Below are 21,783 nucleotides of genomic sequence, written 5' to 3'. Positions count from 1 at the left end.
ACAAGAGTTAGTGTATCCTCAGCAGGCTACTTTATCGGGAGCAATCACTGACGGTACACCTATGATGGGTGAGTAACAGAGCCTAACCAACAGATGTTCTCTGAGTCAATAATCGAAGAAACGGTTGAAGTCGATATTTTTGGCGTCAAAGCGGATGTAGATATTCGGTTAACCGAAAGTGGTTCTATTGAGGCTACCCTGCCAGAGATGGTTCAAGTAGATGGCCCAATAGAGAACGACCTATACGATTTTGAAGGGAAGAAGAATTCTAATACTCAGGTCGAACTGTTAAAATGCTCAGTCAGTGAGTCAGGACGATTTGTTGCGGGAGAACCTAGTAAATTCTATGCAAGTAGTATCAGCCCCTCAGAAATTATAATTGATTCTTCTGGAGGAAATGCAATTGTCAATGAAGAAGTCACCGTAGAAATCGATGTGTTATGTTTTCTTCCCTCTAACCCTTTCATTGACAGTGTTGAAGAACTCCCACTATTAGAACGAGATGACTGGTCAATATATGGGGAATCACTAGATGACAGAGAAACAAGGGTCGGTCTCATCAAGGAATTCAAACGACCGTTGAGAACCGCCACCATCGAAGTCAGACAGGAGGTGAATGGACCACCATCAAGACAAGTAGAAAAGGCTCTCGAGCAAATTCAGGAGGTCGTGGAACTCACATCATTTATTCAAGGGGTTGAGCCAACTCCTTTCCGTGCCCGAGTTACGGCTGTAGACGGTGACGAATACAGCGAAAGATATGAAGAATGGTTCACGAAGTATCGCAGAAGTATTGGTTGCGCGTTCACAGACTCAAACTTCATTTATGCGGACTTGCGAGATTACTTGGATGAGGCCTATGACGACTACCTAGATAATCGAGAACCCTATCGTCTCCATATGGTTATTAGTTGGTATCTTGACGCACTCAATGCTACGCGTACACTAGATACGAAGATGGCCTCTATTTGTAGTGGGACTGAACTTTTTGCTAAACGTCACTCAGACCACGGACCAGGCTACTATAAGACTAGAAACCGAATCGGATATCTTGTAAATAAACTCTGTGTGGAGACGGAAGACCTTGCAGAGTTCTCTGGAACATATGACACATCCTATTCGCAAGCATCTGATGGTAATAACAATACAGTAGGGGTTTGGTCGAAATGCGTTCAAAAGCTATTCTCCATTCTGAACCTTGATTCTGATGAAGAAGAGGTGAATTATACGCACGAATATTTCTATTCCTATTCCCGCCAATATGTTATTCATGGAGACAACCTGAAGATTACTAATGATGAACTCTATAGAGATTATGAGGCAACTCTCACATTATTCCAGAGACTCATTCGGAACCAACTGTTGGATATTGAGAACTTGGAAAACTATAACAAACTCAGCAATCTAAATCCTGAAGACTCTAGGGTATAAATAAGGTTGAATTATGTCTCTGCACTCAGTATTTGTTATTTCCAATACTAGATGCGCACCCCCCCATATCCCCCACTATATGCCCTCATAGAGTGGGAGGTGATGAGAACTGTGAATTCTCATCTGACGCGATACACATTTAGGATTTGATATTTAATTATGAGGTGTGTATGAAATTATCTGATTTACTTACGCGTGCACAGACGGACGGATGCAAATTGATTCTGATGTATTTGCACAGAGTCGGGACAGCAACAGTTGACCAGATAGCTGGGAAATTTGACTGGACTAAGAGCAAGGCACTGAACCTCGTTTCTGCTCTCGAGGAGGAAGACCTCATCGTAGAATTAGAACGCTCTCCACAGCGGTGCTATATGCTTAAACGGGTTACACGGTGATACGATGCACAAATCAGGGCATACAGGAGGGTATTTGCTAGTCTGGACAGCGATATCTTTTCTCTTCCTCCTGCCCCAAGGACTGTTTCGTGTATCTGTCATCGGGTATATATTGGGTATACCGCTTGTGATGGTTCCTGATGAAGACCAATCCTTTCCTCTGGCCACCCACCGAGGATTTTCACACACGTTCTGGTTTGCTCTCATATTCGGAGCTATCTTCTTCATTATCGGATTGAAGATGTCTCCAACACTAGCGGCAATAGGAGCTAGTATCCCACCTGTCTATTTATTCTTCATCGGGTTCGTTATTATTATCACACATATCTTCCTCGACAGTCACACACCTATGGGGGTGAAACCACTAGCCCCCGTTTCAGAAAAGCAATATTCTGGTGATATTAGTTCAAACTCAAAACTATGGAACTGGCTCTTCTACGTCATCGGTATAGTGGGTACTATCGTCGCAATCTATTATTACTTCTTCGTGGGTATTTAATTCCATAGATTAATAGCATTAAAATACAAAACATATTATATGAGTACGCACGCAGGGGCAGAGACTGATGAGGTCTCGTACGTGACTCCAACTAACCGTGATTTGGTATTCGAACAGCTTGTGAAACAAGACAGGATACGGTGGACTACACATGATATGCAGCAAGCCATAGACAAGGATATTTCAGAAGATACCATCAAACACACCTTCAACTCCCTTGCTAAGCTTGGACTCCTGAGACACATACGTGATAGCCCATACTGGTACCTCGAGCCAGAATGGTTCTAACAATCGTAGACTGCTGATTTTGGTGACAACACATTTAACATCTTCTTTACATATTTATACTATGGGAACACTGAAAACAATCGGCATGGCTCTTCTGGGAGCATTCGTATTGTCTACGATTATCAGATTAAGTGGTGGAGCTCAAGCAGCAGCAGAGAGTTCTGGAATAATGATACTGGCAACGCTATTCGTTCTCTGGGTAGCGTCGAAGTTGTACTCTGGACTAGCATCAGATTATGTAGATGTGGCTAAGGACGAAGGAGAAGATTTCTTCGATTGATTCTTGCTCTGCTACTATCTCTCGTCTCACATCGTGACTTGAGCATGGGTGGGCCAACGAAGACTGATTGCTAATCAACCTAGTAGCGATGCCTAAGTCGTGGGTGGGTGGAGACCTTCCGAAATACACCTGTTCTCAGCTATCTATTTTGAATCTGAGGGAGATGGGGTAAGAGAGAAAAATTACTGCTCTCGAGAAAACTGGATTCGCTATAGCACACCGTTATTGTTCTGTATGAACGGGTAGTCCATATTCGACTTCTGAGTTACTATGGATTCGTGGTAATTCTGTCCACTATTACTATAGCGGGTTATTCACCATCCCCCCACCCCCTAAGGGGGATGGTCAAAGACCCGTATATAATATAGCCAGTAGATATGGACTGCTCGTTGACCCCAGGATTCTAACATTCAGATGTGGTGAACATCGTATGGATATCTGGTACTGGGATGACTTCGCCCTAGCGTGTCCTAATGATGATTGTGACGGCGAGGTGTATCCACATGGGGATTTAGACGATGCCCGTGATGAAACCGATAACACCGTACAATGCAACTCGTGTGAGGAGGTCTACGAGCTTGAGGCTATTCCAGTAGAGGGCAAAGAATGAATGCCCAACACTACGTACTGTGACTATGACCTCAAACGATGATTGCGAGGAACGAGATTACGAGACTGATACGATAAACCCGTCTGAGGATATCGATGTAGCTCACGACGTTGATACGATACATATCGAGCGGATGGATGCAGATACACTTTGGTTAGGACTTTATCAAGATGAGGATGGCGAACCTGAGCATATGTACTGGATTCTTTGCGATGATGATGGCTTGCATATCGACCGCGAGACTCATCCTGACGGGATGTAATATGATGACCACAGACGAGATTATCGGCCTGCTCGAGGAGCGAGATGGTGAGTTACACTGTCCAGTAACTAAGTGCGACGTATGGTTCCCTGAGGGGATGCAGTATGGATTTCTGGACCACTATGGAGAGCATGATGTGTGTCTTCGCTGTGAGCAGGAATTAGAGCATCCAGGAAATCAATTCATCTGCACCGAGTGTGCTGCATCCTCTGATTAGGACCGTGCCTCTGACAGTGGGGGTGTGTGATGTCCCAGCTATCTGGCACACACCCATTTCGCAGGTTCCGTAGATATGTTATCAATCTACCGTAATCACGTGAAGTTTGTATAGTGTGTGAATTCCACACGAAAGAGAGGGGTCACAGATAGTCGTCAACCAGTGTGTAGTCCTCTAAATCCAAATCCATATCCACTCTATCCGTCGTGTTATCCCTGATTCTAAGGCATTCAGAGTTGGTGGAGTCCATAGCATCGTCTATCATCTTCTGCAGCACATCGCCTGTCTCCCCATCAAATACTACGTGACAATTTTTCTCATCATATTCCAAGGAGAGTATGATATTGTCTGCATCAGTAACCCCCGTTTCTATTAGATATATGAAATACTCTGTATCTACCTGCACCTCTAGGATAGTGTCTTTAGATTCTAGAAACTCCATCACGAAGTCATTGTCCTCTTGCCATTCGCGCATACTTGTGACTCAGGAACCCTGTCGTATAGATTCTAGCATTCTACCTAATCGAGGAAATTTATTTACTCTTTTAGAACAGTGTAATATACACAGGGTGATGATTGCAACCCTGTAGATTCCATCAGGAGAATACCGTATCGGGGAGTCATTCCATCTCCCGCTTCTATTCTCTACATCCTTTCACACGCATACGGGCGGTAGACATTTAGTATTGTATAGTTTATATATTCAATATGGTACAAAATTTTAGAACCATGGTCATGGCGCTCTTGCTGGTCTCGAGTGCTATGGTCGCAGGTATTAGTGGTACAGCACTCGCACAAGAATCAGATTATAGCACAGCTCCATCAGATACAACGACCATTCTCGAAAATATGGATGGTAGTGGGACAGAAGACGACCCCTACGTGATTACAGATGTATATGAGTTACAGGCAGTGAATGCTAATACGTCATCGCATTACGTTCTCGGGAATGATATTGATACAAACTCTACGGAGACTTGGCATCCACAAGAGAATTTCACGGAACAAATCGGTGAGTATAGTGGTACAGATGTGGGAACGTACGAATTAACATACGCGCCAATTTCTGAACTCACATCCGTAACTGATACAGACTCAGGCACTGAGTTAAACGCATCCATTGTCGATGCGGAAAACGGCACAATTGAGGTGGAAGAGTCAGCATCTGCAGAAATCGAAATTGAATACACAACAAGTGAGAAAATCTATAAAGGATTTAAACCGATTGAGTTTAGCGGTTCTGATGTTGGCGTTATTGATGGTAATGGACACACAATTAACGGTCTATATATTAATCAACCGAACGAATTTGGAGTTGGGCTTGTGACGACAAACGATGGCCAGATAACGAGTCTAAATTTGAAGAATGTAGACATTACAGGTGGTGAAGTTGGAGCTATTGCTGGAAAGAATGCAGGCGAAATTAGTTCTGTCTCTGTGACGGGTGAAGTCACAGCGACAGGCGATTATGCTACAGCTGGTAGTGTTGCAGGCGTCAACACGAACACAATTAAGAATTCATACAGTTTCGCAAGTATTACATCAAATATTGATGCTGGTGGCTTTACTGGTCTGAATGACGGTGGTACCGTGGCTCATTCGTATTTTGCAGGCGATGTTACAGCATCTGATTCAGGTCAAATAGGACCTATTGTCGGAGATAAAGCTGGCTCGGTCATATATACATACTATGATTCAAATGTGGTTAATGTAGATTCGGATGACGCTAAAGGGCTAACAACCGATGAGATGACGGGCACATCTGCTGCTGACAATATGTTCCTTGATTTCTCGAGTGTATGGGAGACCATCACAGCAGAGGAGAATTACGCAACAAATGATGGATATCCTATCCTCACAGATAACGACCGAGAGGCACAGTTAGTCGCTCAGGACCTCCAGGTTGTCACATACATACTCGAGGTCTCTACCGTGGACACTGACGACAATCCCCTCGAAACAACCGTCACAGTAGATGGCCAAGAGCAGACGGGCAACACTACTTCCTTCACACTGGAAGATGGTGAGTACGCTATTGAGGCATCTGCTGATGGGTATAGCACTGTGGGCAAGACCGTGACTATCGACGGGACAGATAAGACTCTTGAGCTCACTCTCGAGGAAGAACCAAATGGCGATGAGGAGGTCGCTGGTACAGGAGGTAGCGATGGTAGTGGGTACGGAGACATCATAGATGCTCTCTTGGGCGCTGCACCTGCTATCGTAGTCGTTGTCCTCCTCCTGGTCTTTGTTTTCTTCTGGCCGTCGGGAGGTAGTGGTGGCGTCGAACCCTAGTTATTAGCCTTTTTGATACGAAATAATTTAACCTTCTAGACTAATTATTAGGTATGATAAGTATAAAGAATGCAATCTGGAGAATCATTCAACTCACAATCGCGGTTATCCTGGGCTCGATTATAGTCAACCTGTTGGGGATTGGTGGGATTGCTGTAGCTCAAGATACAGGGTACTATGAGGATGCAGAGATGCACACATTTGATGACCAGATAGTAGATTCAGATGGTAACCCTGTCGTGGACGCTCGTGTTACGTTTCGGGACTACGAGATAGCAGGATTGGGTACTAATCAAGAAATCTTCTACGAGGATTACAACGGATACGAGTGGTCCACGACTACTGATAGTAACGGGGCCTTCTCAATCGATATACCATACGAGTGTACAGGGTCGAATTGCGAAATCAATGAGGGTATTGTGCTAATCAATATAGAAGGTGGTGAGGAGGTTGTCGGTAGTTTCCAAGCAACCTCTATGGAGTCTGAATCAGACCTCACATGGATAGCTGATTATCGGTACGACTCAGATGATTCAAGCAATGGTGTGGATTCTGTTACAGAATTCGAATTCTCTTCCACTCCTACGTGGTTCCAGTCCTTCCTTCCCGCAGATATGATATCTGCACGATACTAATTTAGTGTTCTAGATAGTTGAATAATATATGAATAGATATGCAGAACTAGCTCTATATGGATTACTCGTCCTCGTCGGGACGGTGATGCTTCTGGGAGTTGGTTCACTTACAGCGTTAGCACAAGAGACCAATACCACACAGACGTTTGAGAGCCAACTAACAGATTCAAATGGCGACCCGATTCCACACACAGAAGTGAAGTTTGAGCAGTACACGGACTCATACATCGAATTCGGCGAGGTCCATTTAGGACAGCAATATAGTTCTCACGGAGAATGGACGACCACAACTGATGCGAATGGTAACTATTCGATAGAGATTCCTTATGAAACTCATGAGGATGGTTCTGTAACGCCCACAGAGGGTGTAATTAGGATACCTGACTCAGATAATCCTAGTTCCGATGTAGATATGGGTGTCTTCGAGGCGGGGTCTACAACATCGCTGAATTACCTCTCTCAGGATAATCTCAATGTAACCGCTGCAGACTACGATGGGACATCCAGTGACCCGTACACCTTCTCAGATGATTCCGATTCCACGGGCGACGAGACCGAGACAATAGACCGCCCTACGGTCAACGTGGTTGTAGATGACGACGAGATTGTTGAGGGCCAGGACGCAACATTCAGAGCAGAGCTTGAGGGCGCTAATTCCTCCACGGTGGATTTCCAATGGCTCGTCAACAATGAAGAAGTAGGAACGAATAGCCAAACGCTCAATCACACGTTCGATGCAGCGGGCGAGTACAGTGTCAACGTTCTCGTGACTCCTGCAAATGGGTATACATGGAATGATGGGAGCAGCGAGGAGATAGAGGCCATCTATCAATTGCAAGATGACTACTGGTCCAGCAGCGGAGTTATCAAGTTCACAGATTTGACTGTGACCTCCGTAAATGAAGACAACGAATCCATCAACGCTACTGTGGAGATATTGAGCTTAGAGAAAACAGGGTCAGAAGTACAATTCCGAGTCCCCGAAGGGCAATGGACTATCACTGCAGAATATCAAGACAGTGGAATCCAGTATGATGCAGTAGATTCGATTAACGCGACAGACAAAGTACAGGAAGTACAACTCCGACTCGAGGAGAATGATGGGGTCATAGGAAGCGGCACTGGTGGCGTACCAAGCGGAGGACTAGGGGACTGGCTATCTTACATCACGGACATCATTCAGGGGCCTGTATCGGGCGCTGAATCTCTACTAGCTACGGCTGGAGCTGTCCTTGGTGGGCTGACTCTGGTTGTCGGTGCAGCTGTGGTTATCACGCTCTATCTCACTGGGTCCTTCCTGTGGCGGCTCCTCCCATTTGGCGGAGAAGAAGAAATCAGCCGTCTACGCGTAGGTGCGGGTGATGACGATGATGATTAATCCGCTTGAGAGTATCCCACTGATACCACTCGAGACCTTGGCCATCATCGGGTTCGTCTATCTAGCTATCATCGCAACCATCATTGTGGTCTATCTCAACTCGCGTTGAGAGATACAAATTTAGGATTCTATTCGAAACATATGATATGAAAATAGTAATCCCGCTTAGTGTACTCGCAACATTCCTAACCATCATCTCGTTTTCGCTCATCACTGGTGCGCCGATAGTAGATGCTATCCACACATTGGGCAGTCACTGGTTCGTATCTTTCATCGGGTTAGCCGTTGCTATGGGAGTTCTCGTCAGCTGGGCATACACACTAGCTTCTGGTGGAGATTTGAACGAGATGCTGGAGGAAATCTGATTATCGTGTCAAGCTTCTTTACCGAGGATTATCTTTGCAGTTGTCTCCCCAACTTCATCAACTTTCTCGAGGTCTTCCACAGATGCATTCAATACTTTTGCTACAGTATCATATCCAGCGTTTTCGAAGTTTTCAGCTTTAGTAGGTCCAACTTCAGGTAGGTCCTCGAGCCCATACGATTTCCCTGCCTCCTTCATCAAGTGAGGCATATTCTTGTATTGGCTAAACAGGTCAACTACAGCATCCCTGAATTCCTTGCGGGTTTTGTGTCTAAAGCTGGGGGAAAAGTCATCATCCTCTCGGTCCCCATCATGAACCTCATATTCTGTTTCAATTGTCAGGTCAAACGCGTTTCTCCCTTTCTCCTTGAATTTTAGCTGTATTTCTACTCCTTTTGCGTTATCAGGGTCTACACAATAGATATTCGCAGAGTCAAAATAGAAGTTATTTTTGAGACACTTTTTCACAATAGGATTAGTCCTTAGACTATCACCATCTAGGGCGAGTTGAGAGATATTACTTAGTTGCTGGTCTATCTGTTCCTCTAATTCACTTTTATCTTCTAAATCCTCAAATTCCTCAACTCCACCGTCACTAACCTCTTCGATTCCATCATCATCGCTGTCTGCTTGTCGAACCCCAAGATGACAGACGTTACGGGTGTCCCAGTTCCCAGGTTCGTAATCAAGAAAATCATCAACAAAGTCCACACGGTCCGACATATTTCCTATCTCTGTTAGACGGATATCTGCACGAGCTACTTTTGAGTCACCGTTTATCTGTCTTCTTCGGTCCCAATCCTCAAAGAAGGTCTTTACCGCGCTGAACTGGTCTGCATTGTAGAAATCTTGTGTAACTTTGAATATATCATCCTCATGGGTATCTGTCATACTAAAAGTCGCAGACCTATCTATGGCATTCAGAAGATTACGGTTTGACTCCTTCCGATGAACATAATCTACCTTCACCTTGATTTCATGGTCAGTTCTCTGTGTTCTAGTGATTGTGAGACCACTGTCTTCATGAAATACTTCATCTTCTTTTTTCAGTTCTCTCAAATCACCTTCTAGCTCATTGAGTGAAGCAGGGGTTTCAACAACAAATGCAGTCGATTTCTCTTTCCGATTTTGGCCATCTAATTCTTTCTTCAACTCAACTAGGCTATCTAAATCATAGAGTAGATGTTTCCCAGTGTTTGTTACGTTGGTCTCGCTTTTAGTGTGGATAAATAGCGAACTATTATCTCTGATAAACTCTTGAGTATCCAACCGTCCAATCTTTTTCATTGCAACTTCAATATCCTTAACAGTCGGATATTCTTCAATTGTATCTCTAACCATGGTTATTCCTCCATCAATCTGTCTGTATAACTATCAAAGCTGGCCTCTGTCATTCGATAGAATCTGAATTTTGGTACCTCTTCTTTTGAACTATCTTCCTCGTCTGGAACTACATTCCGCTTGAATTGCGATTTTGCGGTTTCTAAATCTTGCATATCTCCATCATGGCACATCATATCATGATATATCCAGACTTCCTTAGAATCAAGCATATTGTATTCAACTAACAGATTGAACAGTATTCGTAGTGAATCGACAGATACTGTTCCGAAATAGAAGATGATATTGTACTCGTCTCGACCATCAACTTCTCCTCTTACTGTATAAGGAGCCTCCAACCGAGCAAATATTATGTCTGATAGTGCGTATTCTAGAGATAGCGCATTTTGTTCAGTTGGATACGGCTTATCAATCATAGATGGATAGTAGAAGTAGAGTCTATCACCTTCAGAATTATATTCTTTCTTTATGCCATTATATTCGCTAGCTAAATGAGACAGACGGTTGAGGTGGTAATTCCCCAAGACTGCTATCTCATATGTTCCTCTCTCTTTACCACGGACATTAACACCAGATAACTCATCCTGGAATTCAGAGCGATGAAATTCATCCTCTGACCAGACTCCAATAATTCCTGCATCCCAGTTTCTATCTTCGTGGAAATTCAACCGAGTTTGAAATTCGTCAGCCTCGGGAGCACACTCCATCGTTCCTAGGACCTGTTTCATGTAATCATCTAGGTTGGATTCTCTGACGCTCTCCCATTGGCGGAATTTTGACTCAATGAACACTCCTCGTTCCAGTGAACGAAATGGGTCATCGTAGGTCATATAACCATCTACACCGTGGTCATTATTCCTATCACGATGAATTCCTGAAGTGCAAGGGATATCTAAATTAGCCTTCCCTTGTCGGGTCCACCCTAAGTTCTCAAAGAGAGCAAGAAGCCGTTTGTTTGCGACTTCCCCATGCTCATTCCCGTCTTCAGGCATCTTTCACCATTGGTGTTTCCTCTACCATCGATTGTTTAATTGTGTCAACCAACCCACTGAGACCGTCCATGTTATTGTAGACTTGAATAGAGCCGCTTTCGTATAGGCCAAGAGTCACCGTGTCACTCTGGGACCTGACCTCGAGTCCAAGGTACGTGATGTCCTCATTGTATTCTTCTACAAGTTGTTCCCCCGCACCTGGTCCATTCATCTTCAATCTACAACTCCCTATGGCGGAATCAGAAACGGAATAGTTAGATATCTTCATGGACTGTATCTCCGTCCTGTACTCTTCACTGATGCTGTCCCGCACAGATAGCAAGTCCAACGCGGCGTTTTCAATTGTGATGTCCCAATTGGTAAGCTGTCCCAGTTTATTAGTTACGGTTGACACGCTGTCTTTGCTAGAGAAAATCTCGAGGAGACTGTATTTGGTGTCAATACGGAAGGGAATCATCTCCACAGTATCTATCTGCTGCTCCTCAACGGATTGCGTATCTTCATCGAAGACCTGCCTGATTTCGGGACTGGTGAGCATCAAGTGGGCGGATATCAAACTTGGCTCCGATTCTTCAAGAGAAAACCCGTATGCGTCTCCGCGTTTGTATTCAGATTTATCCAGTAATTCCACTAGTTCAGAAGCTTCTAAATCATCAAAATGAATCCTTGAAATGTTATCTGAAAATGGTGGTGACGCAATCATATTAGTTGCCCATCATGCTATCTACACGGATAGAGATATCCCTACTATAAGTATACTGTGAAAGTTCAAATATACTATTGAACCTTCCAGAAGGGTCTGTTTGGTCCTTTTCTAACCACGTCCGAAGATATTTGCCCACTATAGTTGCAGGATATGCTACCAAAGTAAATTCTTCAATTTGGCTGGAATGGTAACTGAATGTGGTGATAAGAAGAAGCAGTCCTATGCATCGAGGTCTTCAGGAGCTTGTCTCTTTAGTTGCCGTACAACCACGTTGGGCACACCTGCCTTGCTGCACTCCTTTTCGATGTCTCCCCACGTGTGCACGACGCTACTACTCCCATTAATTCGTAGTATTCGCCGTCGTCCACCTGCAGTCCAATCTAGGGCTTTAGAGACGATGTTGCTATCAGGATGTTCTTTGAGTTCTACGACTCCAATGCTGCTATCTACTTTCGCTACTGTATTTCGGTCTGGGTACATATCTTGTATATCCATAAGGCCCTGTATCGGAATCGAACCGATTGATTAGCACCAGCAAGAGTAATCACGTTCGAACGTGCGTGGGAACTGGTCCTTCCTCCCTCAAGTACGCTCGAGCAGCTTCATCGAACGCTTGCATGTCCTCATCCCAATGCTCGACCTCAGTGGCGCTATTGAGTGAGACATAGAGGTCTCCGTCAAACTCCCCTGTGACGACTGAGCGGAGTACGTATTCCTCTCCTTCTTCTAATCGCTCGTGCTCTACATCCCAAATCACAAATTCAATTTCTCGCCCGTCTAATCCTTCTTCGTCACGAAGGACGCCTTTCTGTTCAATCGAATCCTGCTCAGGTTCCCACGTCCGTTGAACTGTGACGTGGAGGTCTAACCACTCGTCCTCGTCAAGGCTCATAGAGACGCTATCTATACCCTTGAGTGCCTGTGTAAAACCGATATCAAACGCATTGCGTTGATAGTACTCTTGTTGAAGCCCTGTATCCTTGTCTCGAACTGCTACAGTAGCGTGGTAATCGTAACCCTCTCCGCCGTAGTCTTTCCAGGTCTGACCTATCTTATGTTCTAATCCATATTGTTTTTCTGTCATATAAATGTATACGGGAGCCCACCCCAAATGTCTATCCCAAATATGATATGTATCGTATCTGGGATAATTATTTATGGGTGCAAGAGTATGTAATAATATGGGAAAAGCAAATACAAACCCCATGACTTGCAGTATAGATTCTAAGACAATAGCACCGAATACCCGTTTGTATCCTCATCAGATAGAGGAATGGGAATGCCTGTTTAGCGCACGTTCAGGTGGTACTAACGTCCATACGCTATGGGAAACTGATGGCGAGCGATATGTACACACTAAACACGATACGGACACACGTGTGCGTGTCAATGATAATTATGTCTGTAGTTACGAAATCATACAGGTAGGGAATTTCATCAAGACAACGCTCCTCCCTGAAGAAGTCGATGATAAGACGAACGGAGAAGCAGGGTTCCTGAAAGGCCAGTATAATTTTTATAACGCAACATGGCGCGGGCGAACTATATCGGTTAGCACTAATCTAGATTATTACAAGAAGAATTTCACGGAGTGCGAATTTGAGCAAATTAGAGATACGGGATTACACGATGTGACATTCGATATCCAGCTAATATCAGGTGGTCGCGTATGACTGGTCAGATAACCACGACAGCGCTTCTCGTGGAATATCTACAGGCGAATAGCGGAGAGTGGTTTACTCGAGCAGAAGTAGAAGAGAACACTAAGTTAAGTGATAGTACTATCCACCGCGATTTGGATAGTATGGTCAAGATAGATGTTATAGATGTTAGAGAACGCGATGAGCCAAATACAGCAGGACCGAATCCGTATGAATACCGATTTGTGGCTTAATCTTCCGAGTTTTATTTTATTGTTTCGTATTTGGGATAGATATAAGGGGTTGGTGTCCCTATGTATGAGTGTAAGATGACAACTCAAAAGACAACCTCCGACTATGATAGCAACACAGAACCAATCGAAACCGTAGCTGAGGTAGGAATCGGCGAACTCGTATGCGCCCGTACACTGGCTGACAATCACACGTATAATCAATACAGGTTTCAGAAAGTTTGTTCTGCAGATTCTGTACGCGGTGAACCAGAGGAAGATGGCGTAGTATACGTATCCAATGGTAAAAAGTACTATCCAAATGACGACAACCTCAGCGAAGTCCCAGATAACGTAATCGAGCAGATAACACAGGATTACACGCTATACACTGATGTTGATGCTGGGTGGAGTAGTTGGGCAGGACGACCTGAGTTTGACGAATCCCAAACGTACGTAGACGTGTCTGATGCACAGATTGTTGGCGAATAAACCCTTGCTGGTGCTAATCCAGAGTTCGATTCTCTGGACGGGTCTTATGACGGAAGATATTGTCTGCCCATATTGTCAAAACGAGGTTGAAGAGATAGAACACTCTACACAAGCCGACCAATATAGTCACCACGGCCATCGCAATATTGTGTCTGGCTGTTCCGAATGCGGATATAGACTAAAGCAGACGTATACAGGAGTTATGCGTTCTAACGCAACGAACCAGCAGCTCACAGAACAAAAGGAAGTTGTCCCGAATGACTATATCGTAATCGTCCACACGGAGAGTCAAGAAATCGTAAATACAGTACCACATACAAAAGCTGAACTCAAGCGAGCTATCGATGCTTGCCAAACACAGGATGTTCCGTGGGACGTATTCACTGGAGGGTTCTCTTTCAGTTTGAGTGTAGATAACGAGATGAAGGATTACGACGAGCGGGAACCATATTTCCGAATTGACCCTGAGAAAGATTACAACATATAGACATCACAGCTCTACTTTTCTATTACTGATTTCAGATATCTGTCTGAGCGAGTACTGTGCCTTGCGAATATTAGCCCGTGTCGCAGGGTCATCACCGTCGATGCTATCCTGACGGGCTATGGCCTCTTGGACAGCTTCTCGATGCACACAGGACCCATCATAATCATCACAGTTGCAGATAACATCCTTGCGAACTGTATAATAGGTATCCTCGTCGTCTATCGGGGATACGATGTGGGTCTCTGCATCCTCATCACTCCAGACATAGAATAATCCTGTTCGGACGGGCTTCACCTCTCGGAACTCATAGTCTTCATCTATCTTTTCTTCATACTTCTCAATGATTTCGTCCATGGTATCATATTGTCATCTAACCCTATATTTCATACTAACTATAATTTATTTAGGGTAGTAATAATATTAATAATATATGGGAAATGAACAACCCACAGATTCTGATGATGCATCGACTGATGAACAGAAAGTACGCCGCTCTATCTACATCCCTGTAGAAGTCACTGAATGGGCCGACGAGGAGAACATCAATCTTAGCGGTCTTGCTTCTGATTTACTTAAGGGTGAGATGAAACGTCGAGAACACCTACAGGAAATCCAGAACTGTCCAGAAGAGGAGGTTGACATTGACGAGAAAATAGAAGAAATCTATGCTCGGAAACGTAGGATGGAGGATGCTTTCTTAGAGTTTAAGAAAAAGGCTTGGGAAGAGCATCGTCGTAAGTTTGGACTTGATGATTTAGATTACGAAGATACCGTGGAGTCCGAGTACCGTGTATCTGACTCTAACGAGGGTGATTCACAATGAAGTTCGATTTTGATAGAGAGGGCTTTTTGGATTTTATCGATGAATCTAGTTGGGTGATAGTCACATACTTCGGGTTAGCAATATTATCCTTATTGTTGTTCGGTATCGGTGGTGTGGCTATAGTCTATGAACTATACGGTGTAGTGCCAGCACTCTCGGTGTTTATCACGAGTCTAATAGGATATGTATTCTTCTTTAACATAGCCCTGCATGCATCGATTCGAAAGGATATCGCTAAAGATACGTTCAGAATATTAGAACGACTTGAGAACCTATCTGAGCAAGTTGATGAATTAGATGATTCACCATCTCCAGAAGAGATTGCGGAAGTAACGGGCGGAGACCCTGATAAGATACGGTCAGGGATGCATGCGTTCGAGGTTGACTCTAACGAGGGTGATTCACAATGACTGGATTAGAAATATTCTTTGCTGCTCTCTATGTAATATTATTTATCGTTAGTACTAAATCAGCGTACTATTCTGGCTACGAACACGGATACGTGAGAGGCCAACACAATATGGACGATGACTCTCAGAACGAGGGTGATTCCGCATGAGATTCGGTGACTGCCCCAACTGTGGTGAGTACAAGTACCTCACCCCAGAGCGTGGTATCTGTCCTACCTGTGAGGATGATACTGGTAGTCCAGGAATCGAGCTTACTCCTCGGCTCGAATTGTTTGGTGAGGAAGCCCGAGAGTTTTTTGAAGACCTCTCTGATGAATTCGGAGATACTGACCTCTCCCAACTACAGGATAGTCAGAAGGATGCTCTCTTTGCAAAACACAGAGCTTGGGAGAATCTTAGTCCGAGTACTTCGGATATTAGTTACGTAGATACTGCAGAATGTGAGCAAATTATCGATAGATATTGTGATGGTATTTCTAAGTCATATTTAAACCCAAATCTAGATATTGCTTGTGAACATGGTATAGGAGATGTCTTAATTGAAGATAAGACTGGGGACCCTGCTATAATATATAATGTAGTAACTTCTGGAAATCATGTAGTATATAAAGCGTATGAAAAATATGATGGTAGAGGTTGGGATATTAGACTAGTAGATGATAGTATAGAATATTCGCATACAAAAGTCGATACAGATGACGGTGATTCAGCATGATACAGAATATCATCTGCTACGACGCAGGATATACTAATATTGTATTCGAGTGCCCAGAGTGCGGTGAGACTTTCTCTGAATTCCATAGTGGCCATGGGTCTGTCCGCTGTGATAACTGCTCGAAAGAATTCGAACTCAGATTAGTCACTGTAGACGACCTCGAGCAAGAGGGTGATTCTGATGGCGAATGATGGCGTCCCCATTATCGTCGTACTGGCCGTACTCGGACTGTCGTACCAAGCTTGGATGGACATGGAGCCAGAAACCCGACGAGAATTAATTAGGGTAGTCGAAGTGGCTGGTGATTCAGATGGATGACTGTGAAGTCTGTGATGGTGGTGTCCTAACTATCGAGTTGGAAGGTATTGGGTGGCTCTGCTTACGACACGCGATAGATTGGATGCTCCACGATTACACGTCCTCTCATGCGAGCACATACGCTGACGTGCAGAAGTGGAAGTGTACTAACTGCGATTCTTGGAACGAGATTGAGACCCACGATTATAGCACGCTCGAGTGTGACCACTGTCATTTCGAAATCCCTCGTACAACTCCGATTCCTCGAGCTTGATGATTATCCCACACCGTATTACTACTCTTCTTTGGTCACAGGAGGCGTCTTCCTACAGTTCCGTAGTATTACTCTCGAGAAACGTTTGAGACGTGCACGCGACCGTGTGGGGCTGTGCTAACGACATATATGTGTATCCAGTCCCCTTTCACTGGCTATCGTATACCGTATTGAGAAGAAGTGAACTATAACTCTACTCTGTGTATTCGCTCCAGTTCTCAGCAAATTCCTCAGCTATAGCTTCAGCGACTCCAGGATAATGAGGATGTTCTTCAGCGAGGTATTGGTCCTTCCAGTAATCCTCATTATCAACTTTGCTCAGATTCACTATCCACCGTGAATCCTCTTCTAGAACACGTACTACAACTCCCTCAGAATCATTGACAAATTTATAGTCATCAGGGCCAAGGTTGCTACTATCTTCTTCCCATTCACTACCTCATAGAGAGCTATTCTGGTCGAATTTGACTGACCTGCTTACCATGCTCTGATATTATCACTGACGAATTAAAGCACTTTTCACTGTATTTCTTCCTTTAGAGAATAGAGCCCAGTGTCTTCCAAGTTTTCTACGATACTATGCTCTTCAAGTCGTCTGAGTCGCTGAGTAATATACTCACGAGACCAGTCAATTTGTGTCTCGAGATATGCAGCAGTAGCGCGCTCCTCCTGCAGCTCAGATAGAATGGCTTCGTCCGCATCGTTTAATCGGATATCCACCACAGTCAGTTGGACCGTCGAATTGTCTGTTAATGAATACCGCTGCTTCACACTATTAATTCATATCACAAAGTTCATGCGTGGGGAGCAGTATGAAGGACATGTAGTTACCACGCTCCGTAGCGAAACAACTACCATGCGTGGGTAACCACATCAGGTAAAATATGACACGGGATTCTCGGCAAGCGACACTCGGTTCTATCTCTGAATCAGACGAGATAGAGAGCTTAGAGGATATTGATTGGACGTTCAAAGGTGTGGATACGCGGGAGTACACCCATGGTCTCCACAACTATCCTGCTCGGATGGTCCCTCAAATTGTAGACCGCCTCCTTTCCTTCTACAAGGATGAAGGCGTAGTTGAGGAAGGAGACCTCGTATACGACCCATTCTCTGGAAGCGGTACTACGTCCGTAGAAGCACGCTTGCACGGATTGAACGCGGAAGCCAATGATATCAATCCGTTTGCTGTGATGCTCTCTCAAGCTAAGGCAATCCCTCTTGAGCGGGCTGGTCTATCCGATGCACGTGACGCTCTCCTTGAAGGGTTGAGTGACGAGCTTCGAGAGGTCCGTGAAGAATTTAAGAGTGAAGGTGAGGTTTCCTGGTTGGAGATGCCCGATGTTCGGGACGGATGGTTCCCTGAACCGCAGCTCCACGAGCTTGCTCACATCCGAGACCGTATCGATGATATTGAAGATGAATTCGGAATCGAATACGCTCGGTTCTTCCGACTCGTTCTTTCTCACACCACGCGCAAAGTCAGCTACCAGCGGAACGGTGAATTCAAGCGATACCGCCTCTCTGAAGAAGACCGAGAGGACCACGACCCTAACGTCGAGGATACCTTTACCAAGAAACTGAAGAAGAACTATGATTTGATGGTGGGCTATAGCGAGAAAGTAGACCACTCGTTGGACACTACGATTCACTACTCTGATTCTCGTTCCGCTGTCGAAGATGTAGGCGAAGAGAAAGCTGATATCGTCATCACTTCGCCACCATATGGAGACCACAGAACAACGGTCGCCTATGGACAGTTCTCACAGGACCCTGCTCTTCTGACTGGGAAGGTCGGGTATGACGAGATGAAGGACGTTGATAAGAACGGTCTCGGTGGCAAGAATCAGGTCCTCGAGCCGTTATCTGAGTTGGAAGAGTACTCTCCGACGCTCAAAGCGACACTCGATACGCTCCGTGAGAAGGATGGTCGTTCGGACGATGCGATGAACTTCTTCCGCGATTATTACGCTGTGATGGAGCAAGTCGCGGAAATAACGAAGAGTGGCCAGCCTGTTGCATGGGTAGTCGCTAACCGTACGATGAGCCGCGTCAATATCCCAACGCACCTTATTACACGAGAACTCTGTGAACACCTCGGGTACGAATTCACACACAACCTCCCTCGAGAGATTCCAAACAAAACGCTCCCATGGGAGAATGCACCTGAGAACGTTGAAGGGACGAAGGGGAACTTGATGGCCAACGAGAATATTGTTATTCTCCGAGCGCCTTAGAATCAGATATACTGGTCTTCGTGACCTGGGTCAATGTCTGTTAGCTCACCTGTCTGAGTGAACTGAACCATATCTTGAGCGAAGACGTTGTTGGCACGTAGATAGAGGAGACCGTCTTCATTCTCGAGCTTGTAGACCTCGTTCCCATCATCTTCTTTCTCATCGATATCCTCTACTTTGCTCACGACTTCAGGTGGGACATATGCGACTGCAGATTGCTCAGACCAAGGTTCTCCTTGAAGATTACCTTCGAGGACTTCTGACCTGACTTTCTCTGCATTGCCAAAGAACCCGAATAGACTCCAGTAATTTCCTTCCCCCATCAGGGCACGACGGACACGCTCGCGGATTGAGGTTGATTTGACCTCAACATACATGGTCTGGTCGTCGTTACCGAATACAATTACGTCAGAGTCGTCTTCGGTCTCTGTGGTGAAATTACGAACAGTTTCCTCTGATTCTCCTTCTGTTAACCCAGCTGCAAGAAGAAGTCTTCGAGCGAGTTCTTCATTTGCACTTCCTGCACTACTCTTCCCTCCTTGACTACCTGCATTAACTCGTGAGGGGAATTCTTCAGCAGCTAACCTTGCGAAGTCACCAAGAACTTCATCAATGAATTCACCTATCGTTCCAGAATCATCTAGAATTGAATCTGCGTCCTCAAGAATCCGCTCTTGAAATTCCCTTCCACACGCTTTGTAGTACTCATCCTTTCGCTCATCACCTATCCGAACGCATGCCTTTTGAACCTCATTGAGATTCTGTTCGGTGACCGTCTCGTATCCTAGTTCAGATGAGACATATTCTACCCAGACTTCCGCAGTCGGAATTCGACCGACAACATCCCCAACAACCTCCTCATCCCACCGTCCAGCTTTGTCCAATCTTGTTTTGTGCTTGTCCTTTACTGCTGAATAGTCATCTGCATCAGGAGATAAGGAGTAATCATAATCATGGTATGCTCGATAAAGAGCGTACTCGAAAGGGATTGGCTCTTCGTACTGGTTTAGAACCTTCAACAAGGATACTAAATCAGTATACATCTCTCCCCTTAGGCTACGCTGGCCAATATCATCGCGCATCTCATCCTTCTCAGGAATCTCGTATTTCTGCTCCGTCATTCGAAGTCAAGAAGGGTATCCTGCTTGGGTTCCGTACTCGATTCAGCAGTAGCTTCCACCTCATCCACATCTACATCAGTAAGCAGTGGAGTTCGCTCGGCAAAAGCACGGTCAAGCTTACTCTCGTCCATAATACGCCATGCAGTCCCTCTGTTACGGTTTGCACCCGATTCTTTGAGATGCATCCGAAGGTCTACAGTGATAACTCCCTCACGCATTAGCTCGAGGAACTCATCGCCGTCGAAGCCGTCGAGGTGATAGGCCTGATTATAGTGGAAGTACTCACGACCGTCCCTCTTCTCCGTATCCGCAAAGACCATCACCAGTTGAGGGAATTTGTTTTCGAACTTCTCCTGAAGCCAATCGATGGGATAGATTGCACACGTGCCCGCGTCCTCGTGAGTGATTTCAATAGTGTCCTCCGTATAATCAAGGTAGAACCCACGGTTGTTCGGCTCATCAGGTGCGATTGTCACCTTCAGAGCTTCCCGCCCTTTGTCATCGATGTAGCCCAGTTCGTGAATCATCTCTTGCGACCAGAGAGGTCGGTAGTCATTCCCACGAGGAGGCTCCTTCGTGAACAAGGTCGTCAAGCTCCCAGAGTCACGACGGACAGCCTTCAGTTCGACGCCTACGGCATCTGGACCTGGAATGTTATTCTCCTTGATTCCAAGCTTATCCTCAAGCGTCTTCCCAACACCAGTGTCAGCATTTCGGTGAGTCTCAATATATCCCTCTCGGCAGATGTCGCGGAGACTTTCAACAAACCCCTCAAAATCCTCGAATTCTGGCATGTGAGGCTAGAGAACAATCACGTTCAAATTAATGTATGGTTGATGATATTAATTAACAGTATGAACCCACGTCTGAGACTTTAAATACGATAACGCGGCCACGCCTGCCTATGCACTATCGCATGGGTGACCGCGTGCGTATAGACGTACCAGATACGCTGCATCAGCTATACGATTATCACGGAGAGCATGGACTGGTGCTTGATGTTGTTCACGGGAAAGATGGTGTGGTGTACAAGGTGGGACTCGAGGACCAGCACATGACTATCTATACAGACAGTGAATATCTTCGACCTCCGATAAAACCGATGTGAGACGCATAATCCTGTGATAGCTCTAAGCGTGGTTTTGCGAGAGGAGTAATTTTACTCCCTTCACCTATCCTCTTCAGATTCGATATAGATAGCCATAATCCGTGTCTTAGCGATGCTTCTCACCCACCCACAAATTATGCAATGCTACCAGCTCGGACAGGGATTATTCATCGAAGACCCCGACCTCGAGCAGGGTTACAAAAGAAGACAAGTAATGTTTTTACTACTGATTGATAGTAAGTTCTCCCGCTCT

At 45.1% G+C, this 21,783-nt stretch carries 25 protein-coding genes; 17 read left to right on the top strand and 8 right to left on the bottom strand.

Annotation, left to right across the window (positions count from 1 at the left end):
* The first annotated feature begins 93 nt into the window (after positions 1-93).
* From FEJ81_RS16685 to FEJ81_RS16655, 7 genes are all read left to right on the top strand, one after another.
* A complete protein-coding gene (locus FEJ81_RS16685; RefSeq protein WP_138246351.1) occupies positions 94-1,431 on the top strand; it encodes a hypothetical protein in 1,338 nt (445 codons plus the stop codon).
* Between the two features lie 402 nt (positions 1,432-1,833).
* Complete coding sequence (locus FEJ81_RS16680; RefSeq protein ID WP_138246350.1) at positions 1,834-2,328, top strand: metal-dependent hydrolase; 495 nt, start codon at positions 1,834-1,836, stop codon at positions 2,326-2,328.
* A 39-nt stretch (positions 2,329-2,367) separates the two neighbouring features.
* Positions 2,368-2,616 (top strand): hypothetical protein, encoded by a 249-nt coding sequence (locus tag FEJ81_RS16675; protein WP_138246349.1) that lies wholly within the window; start codon positions 2,368-2,370, stop codon positions 2,614-2,616.
* Between the two features lie 61 nt (positions 2,617-2,677).
* Positions 2,678-2,896, top strand: a complete 219-nt coding sequence (locus tag FEJ81_RS16670) for a hypothetical protein (RefSeq protein WP_138246348.1) — start codon at positions 2,678-2,680, stop codon at positions 2,894-2,896.
* Between the two features lie 430 nt (positions 2,897-3,326).
* Positions 3,327-3,506: a hypothetical protein gene (locus FEJ81_RS16665; protein ID WP_138246347.1), complete on the top strand. Its 180-nt coding sequence runs from the start codon at positions 3,327-3,329 to the stop codon at positions 3,504-3,506.
* A 25-nt stretch (positions 3,507-3,531) separates the two neighbouring features.
* Positions 3,532-3,768: a hypothetical protein gene (locus FEJ81_RS16660; protein WP_138246346.1), complete on the top strand. Its 237-nt coding sequence runs from the start codon at positions 3,532-3,534 to the stop codon at positions 3,766-3,768.
* Between the two features lie 4 nt (positions 3,769-3,772).
* Complete coding sequence (locus FEJ81_RS16655; RefSeq protein WP_138246345.1) at positions 3,773-3,985, top strand: hypothetical protein; 213 nt, start codon at positions 3,773-3,775, stop codon at positions 3,983-3,985.
* 142 nt (positions 3,986-4,127) lie between these two features.
* On the opposite strand, the gene FEJ81_RS16650 is transcribed toward FEJ81_RS16655, so the two are convergent.
* On the bottom strand, positions 4,128-4,460 hold the full coding sequence (locus FEJ81_RS16650) for a hypothetical protein (protein WP_138246344.1): 333 nt from the start codon (positions 4,458-4,460) through the stop codon (positions 4,128-4,130).
* Positions 4,461-4,714: 254 nt separating this feature from the next.
* Here FEJ81_RS16650 and FEJ81_RS16645 point away from each other — a divergent pair, with 254 nt between their 5' ends.
* The 4 genes from FEJ81_RS16645 to FEJ81_RS16630 all read left to right on the top strand — a co-directional run bounded on the left by FEJ81_RS16645 (position 4,715) and on the right by FEJ81_RS16630 (position 8,658).
* Entirely contained in the window at positions 4,715-6,280 is a 1,566-nt protein-coding gene (locus FEJ81_RS16645; RefSeq protein WP_205522420.1) for a PEGA domain-containing protein, read from the top strand.
* A 53-nt stretch (positions 6,281-6,333) separates the two neighbouring features.
* Positions 6,334-6,915, top strand: a complete 582-nt coding sequence (locus FEJ81_RS16640; RefSeq protein ID WP_138246342.1) for a carboxypeptidase-like regulatory domain-containing protein — start codon at positions 6,334-6,336, stop codon at positions 6,913-6,915.
* A 28-nt stretch (positions 6,916-6,943) separates the two neighbouring features.
* Positions 6,944-8,293, top strand: a complete 1,350-nt coding sequence (locus FEJ81_RS16635; protein WP_138246341.1) for a PKD domain-containing protein — start codon at positions 6,944-6,946, stop codon at positions 8,291-8,293.
* Between the two features lie 146 nt (positions 8,294-8,439).
* The gene (locus tag FEJ81_RS16630; protein ID WP_138246340.1) at positions 8,440-8,658 is read left to right on the top strand and encodes a hypothetical protein; all 219 of its coding nucleotides are present in this window, start codon (positions 8,440-8,442) and stop codon (positions 8,656-8,658) included.
* Positions 8,659-8,666: 8 nt separating this feature from the next.
* Here FEJ81_RS16630 and FEJ81_RS16625 read toward each other — a convergent pair whose 3' ends face one another.
* The 4 genes from FEJ81_RS16625 to FEJ81_RS16610 all read right to left on the bottom strand — a co-directional run bounded on the left by FEJ81_RS16625 (position 8,667) and on the right by FEJ81_RS16610 (position 12,780).
* Positions 8,667-9,998, bottom strand: coding sequence for a helix-hairpin-helix domain-containing protein (locus FEJ81_RS16625; RefSeq protein WP_138246339.1), 1,332 nt, complete (start codon positions 9,996-9,998; stop codon positions 8,667-8,669).
* A gap of 2 nt (positions 9,999-10,000) precedes the next feature.
* Positions 10,001-10,990, bottom strand: a complete 990-nt coding sequence (locus FEJ81_RS16620; RefSeq protein WP_138246338.1) for a hypothetical protein — start codon at positions 10,988-10,990, stop codon at positions 10,001-10,003.
* Positions 10,983-11,693: a hypothetical protein gene (locus FEJ81_RS16615; protein ID WP_138246337.1), complete on the bottom strand. Its 711-nt coding sequence runs from the start codon at positions 11,691-11,693 to the stop codon at positions 10,983-10,985. The genes FEJ81_RS16620 and FEJ81_RS16615 overlap by 8 nt, the downstream gene beginning before the upstream one ends.
* A 547-nt stretch (positions 11,694-12,240) precedes the next feature.
* Positions 12,241-12,780 (bottom strand): hypothetical protein, encoded by a 540-nt coding sequence (locus FEJ81_RS16610; protein WP_138246336.1) that lies wholly within the window; start codon positions 12,778-12,780, stop codon positions 12,241-12,243.
* A 97-nt stretch (positions 12,781-12,877) separates the two neighbouring features.
* Between FEJ81_RS16610 and FEJ81_RS16605 the strand changes: the two genes are divergently transcribed.
* Together FEJ81_RS16605 and FEJ81_RS16600 are read left to right on the top strand one after the other, a co-directional pair.
* Complete coding sequence (locus FEJ81_RS16605; protein WP_138246335.1) at positions 12,878-13,369, top strand: hypothetical protein; 492 nt, start codon at positions 12,878-12,880, stop codon at positions 13,367-13,369.
* A gap of 296 nt (positions 13,370-13,665) precedes the next feature.
* Entirely contained in the window at positions 13,666-14,058 is a 393-nt protein-coding gene (locus tag FEJ81_RS16600; protein ID WP_138246334.1) for a hypothetical protein, read from the top strand.
* 490 nt (positions 14,059-14,548) lie between these two features.
* Here FEJ81_RS16600 and FEJ81_RS16595 read toward each other — a convergent pair whose 3' ends face one another.
* Complete coding sequence (locus FEJ81_RS16595; protein ID WP_138246333.1) at positions 14,549-14,899, bottom strand: hypothetical protein; 351 nt, start codon at positions 14,897-14,899, stop codon at positions 14,549-14,551.
* A gap of 76 nt (positions 14,900-14,975) precedes the next feature.
* Here FEJ81_RS16595 and FEJ81_RS16590 point away from each other — a divergent pair, with 76 nt between their 5' ends.
* The 4 genes from FEJ81_RS16590 to FEJ81_RS16570 all read left to right on the top strand — a co-directional run bounded on the left by FEJ81_RS16590 (position 14,976) and on the right by FEJ81_RS16570 (position 19,301).
* Complete coding sequence (locus FEJ81_RS16590) at positions 14,976-15,368, top strand: hypothetical protein (RefSeq protein WP_138246332.1); 393 nt, start codon at positions 14,976-14,978, stop codon at positions 15,366-15,368.
* Complete coding sequence (locus tag FEJ81_RS16585) at positions 15,365-15,778, top strand: hypothetical protein (RefSeq protein WP_138246331.1); 414 nt, start codon at positions 15,365-15,367, stop codon at positions 15,776-15,778. The genes FEJ81_RS16590 and FEJ81_RS16585 overlap by 4 nt, the downstream gene beginning before the upstream one ends.
* Positions 15,779-15,923: 145 nt before the next feature.
* On the top strand, positions 15,924-16,493 hold the full coding sequence (locus tag FEJ81_RS16580; protein WP_138246330.1) for a hypothetical protein: 570 nt from the start codon (positions 15,924-15,926) through the stop codon (positions 16,491-16,493).
* 1,455 nt (positions 16,494-17,948) lie between these two features.
* Positions 17,949-19,301, top strand: a complete 1,353-nt coding sequence (locus FEJ81_RS16570) for a DNA methyltransferase (RefSeq protein ID WP_138246329.1) — start codon at positions 17,949-17,951, stop codon at positions 19,299-19,301.
* Between the two features lie 2 nt (positions 19,302-19,303).
* Here the strand turns inward: FEJ81_RS16570 and FEJ81_RS16565 are convergent, their stop codons facing one another.
* Both FEJ81_RS16565 and FEJ81_RS16560 read right to left on the bottom strand, forming a co-directional pair.
* Positions 19,304-20,422: a hypothetical protein gene (locus FEJ81_RS16565; RefSeq protein ID WP_138246328.1), complete on the bottom strand. Its 1,119-nt coding sequence runs from the start codon at positions 20,420-20,422 to the stop codon at positions 19,304-19,306.
* Positions 20,419-21,216 carry an MvaI/BcnI family restriction endonuclease gene (locus FEJ81_RS16560; RefSeq protein WP_138246327.1) on the bottom strand — a complete coding sequence of 266 codons (798 nt, stop codon included), beginning with the start codon at positions 21,214-21,216 and terminating at the stop codon, positions 20,419-20,421. Before FEJ81_RS16560 ends, FEJ81_RS16565 begins: the two co-directional genes overlap by 4 nt.
* Positions 21,217-21,783: the final 567 nt, after the last annotated feature.

The sequence above is a fragment of the Natrinema versiforme genome, assembly GCF_005576615.1.
In the GTDB taxonomy this organism is placed as follows: domain Archaea; phylum Halobacteriota; class Halobacteria; order Halobacteriales; family Natrialbaceae; genus Natrinema; species Natrinema versiforme_A.
Note: the sequence above shows the minus strand (reverse complement) of the source record. Positions and strands in the feature narration are given on the sequence as shown.

Coding starts and splice junctions, on each gene's coding strand:
- FEJ81_RS16635 (WP_138246341.1), top strand. CDS start 6,944: ATGAATAGATATGCAGAACTAGCTCTATATGGATTACTCGTCCTCGTC.
- FEJ81_RS16630 (WP_138246340.1), top strand. CDS start 8,440: ATGAAAATAGTAATCCCGCTTAGTGTACTCGCAACATTCCTAACCATC.
- FEJ81_RS16685 (WP_138246351.1), top strand. CDS start 94: ATGTTCTCTGAGTCAATAATCGAAGAAACGGTTGAAGTCGATATTTTT.
- FEJ81_RS16665 (WP_138246347.1), top strand. CDS start 3,327: ATGGATATCTGGTACTGGGATGACTTCGCCCTAGCGTGTCCTAATGAT.
- FEJ81_RS16605 (WP_138246335.1), top strand. CDS start 12,878: ATGGGAAAAGCAAATACAAACCCCATGACTTGCAGTATAGATTCTAAG.
- FEJ81_RS16610 (WP_138246336.1), bottom strand. CDS start 12,780: ATGACAGAAAAACAATATGGATTAGAACATAAGATAGGTCAGACCTGG.
- FEJ81_RS16625 (WP_138246339.1), bottom strand. CDS start 9,998: ATGGTTAGAGATACAATTGAAGAATATCCGACTGTTAAGGATATTGAA.
- FEJ81_RS16645 (WP_205522420.1), top strand. CDS start 4,715: ATGGTCATGGCGCTCTTGCTGGTCTCGAGTGCTATGGTCGCAGGTATT.
- FEJ81_RS16655 (WP_138246345.1), top strand. CDS start 3,773: ATGACCACAGACGAGATTATCGGCCTGCTCGAGGAGCGAGATGGTGAG.
- FEJ81_RS16565 (WP_138246328.1), bottom strand. CDS start 20,422: ATGACGGAGCAGAAATACGAGATTCCTGAGAAGGATGAGATGCGCGAT.
- FEJ81_RS16675 (WP_138246349.1), top strand. CDS start 2,368: ATGAGTACGCACGCAGGGGCAGAGACTGATGAGGTCTCGTACGTGACT.
- FEJ81_RS16660 (WP_138246346.1), top strand. CDS start 3,532: ATGACCTCAAACGATGATTGCGAGGAACGAGATTACGAGACTGATACG.
- FEJ81_RS16570 (WP_138246329.1), top strand. CDS start 17,949: ATGACACGGGATTCTCGGCAAGCGACACTCGGTTCTATCTCTGAATCA.
- FEJ81_RS16670 (WP_138246348.1), top strand. CDS start 2,678: ATGGGAACACTGAAAACAATCGGCATGGCTCTTCTGGGAGCATTCGTA.
- FEJ81_RS16590 (WP_138246332.1), top strand. CDS start 14,976: ATGGGAAATGAACAACCCACAGATTCTGATGATGCATCGACTGATGAA.
- FEJ81_RS16620 (WP_138246338.1), bottom strand. CDS start 10,990: ATGCCTGAAGACGGGAATGAGCATGGGGAAGTCGCAAACAAACGGCTT.
- FEJ81_RS16580 (WP_138246330.1), top strand. CDS start 15,924: ATGAGATTCGGTGACTGCCCCAACTGTGGTGAGTACAAGTACCTCACC.
- FEJ81_RS16600 (WP_138246334.1), top strand. CDS start 13,666: ATGACAACTCAAAAGACAACCTCCGACTATGATAGCAACACAGAACCA.
- FEJ81_RS16560 (WP_138246327.1), bottom strand. CDS start 21,216: ATGCCAGAATTCGAGGATTTTGAGGGGTTTGTTGAAAGTCTCCGCGAC.
- FEJ81_RS16640 (WP_138246342.1), top strand. CDS start 6,334: ATGATAAGTATAAAGAATGCAATCTGGAGAATCATTCAACTCACAATC.
- FEJ81_RS16585 (WP_138246331.1), top strand. CDS start 15,365: ATGAAGTTCGATTTTGATAGAGAGGGCTTTTTGGATTTTATCGATGAA.
- FEJ81_RS16615 (WP_138246337.1), bottom strand. CDS start 11,693: ATGATTGCGTCACCACCATTTTCAGATAACATTTCAAGGATTCATTTT.
- FEJ81_RS16650 (WP_138246344.1), bottom strand. CDS start 4,460: ATGCGCGAATGGCAAGAGGACAATGACTTCGTGATGGAGTTTCTAGAA.
- FEJ81_RS16680 (WP_138246350.1), top strand. CDS start 1,834: ATGCACAAATCAGGGCATACAGGAGGGTATTTGCTAGTCTGGACAGCG.
- FEJ81_RS16595 (WP_138246333.1), bottom strand. CDS start 14,899: ATGGACGAAATCATTGAGAAGTATGAAGAAAAGATAGATGAAGACTAT.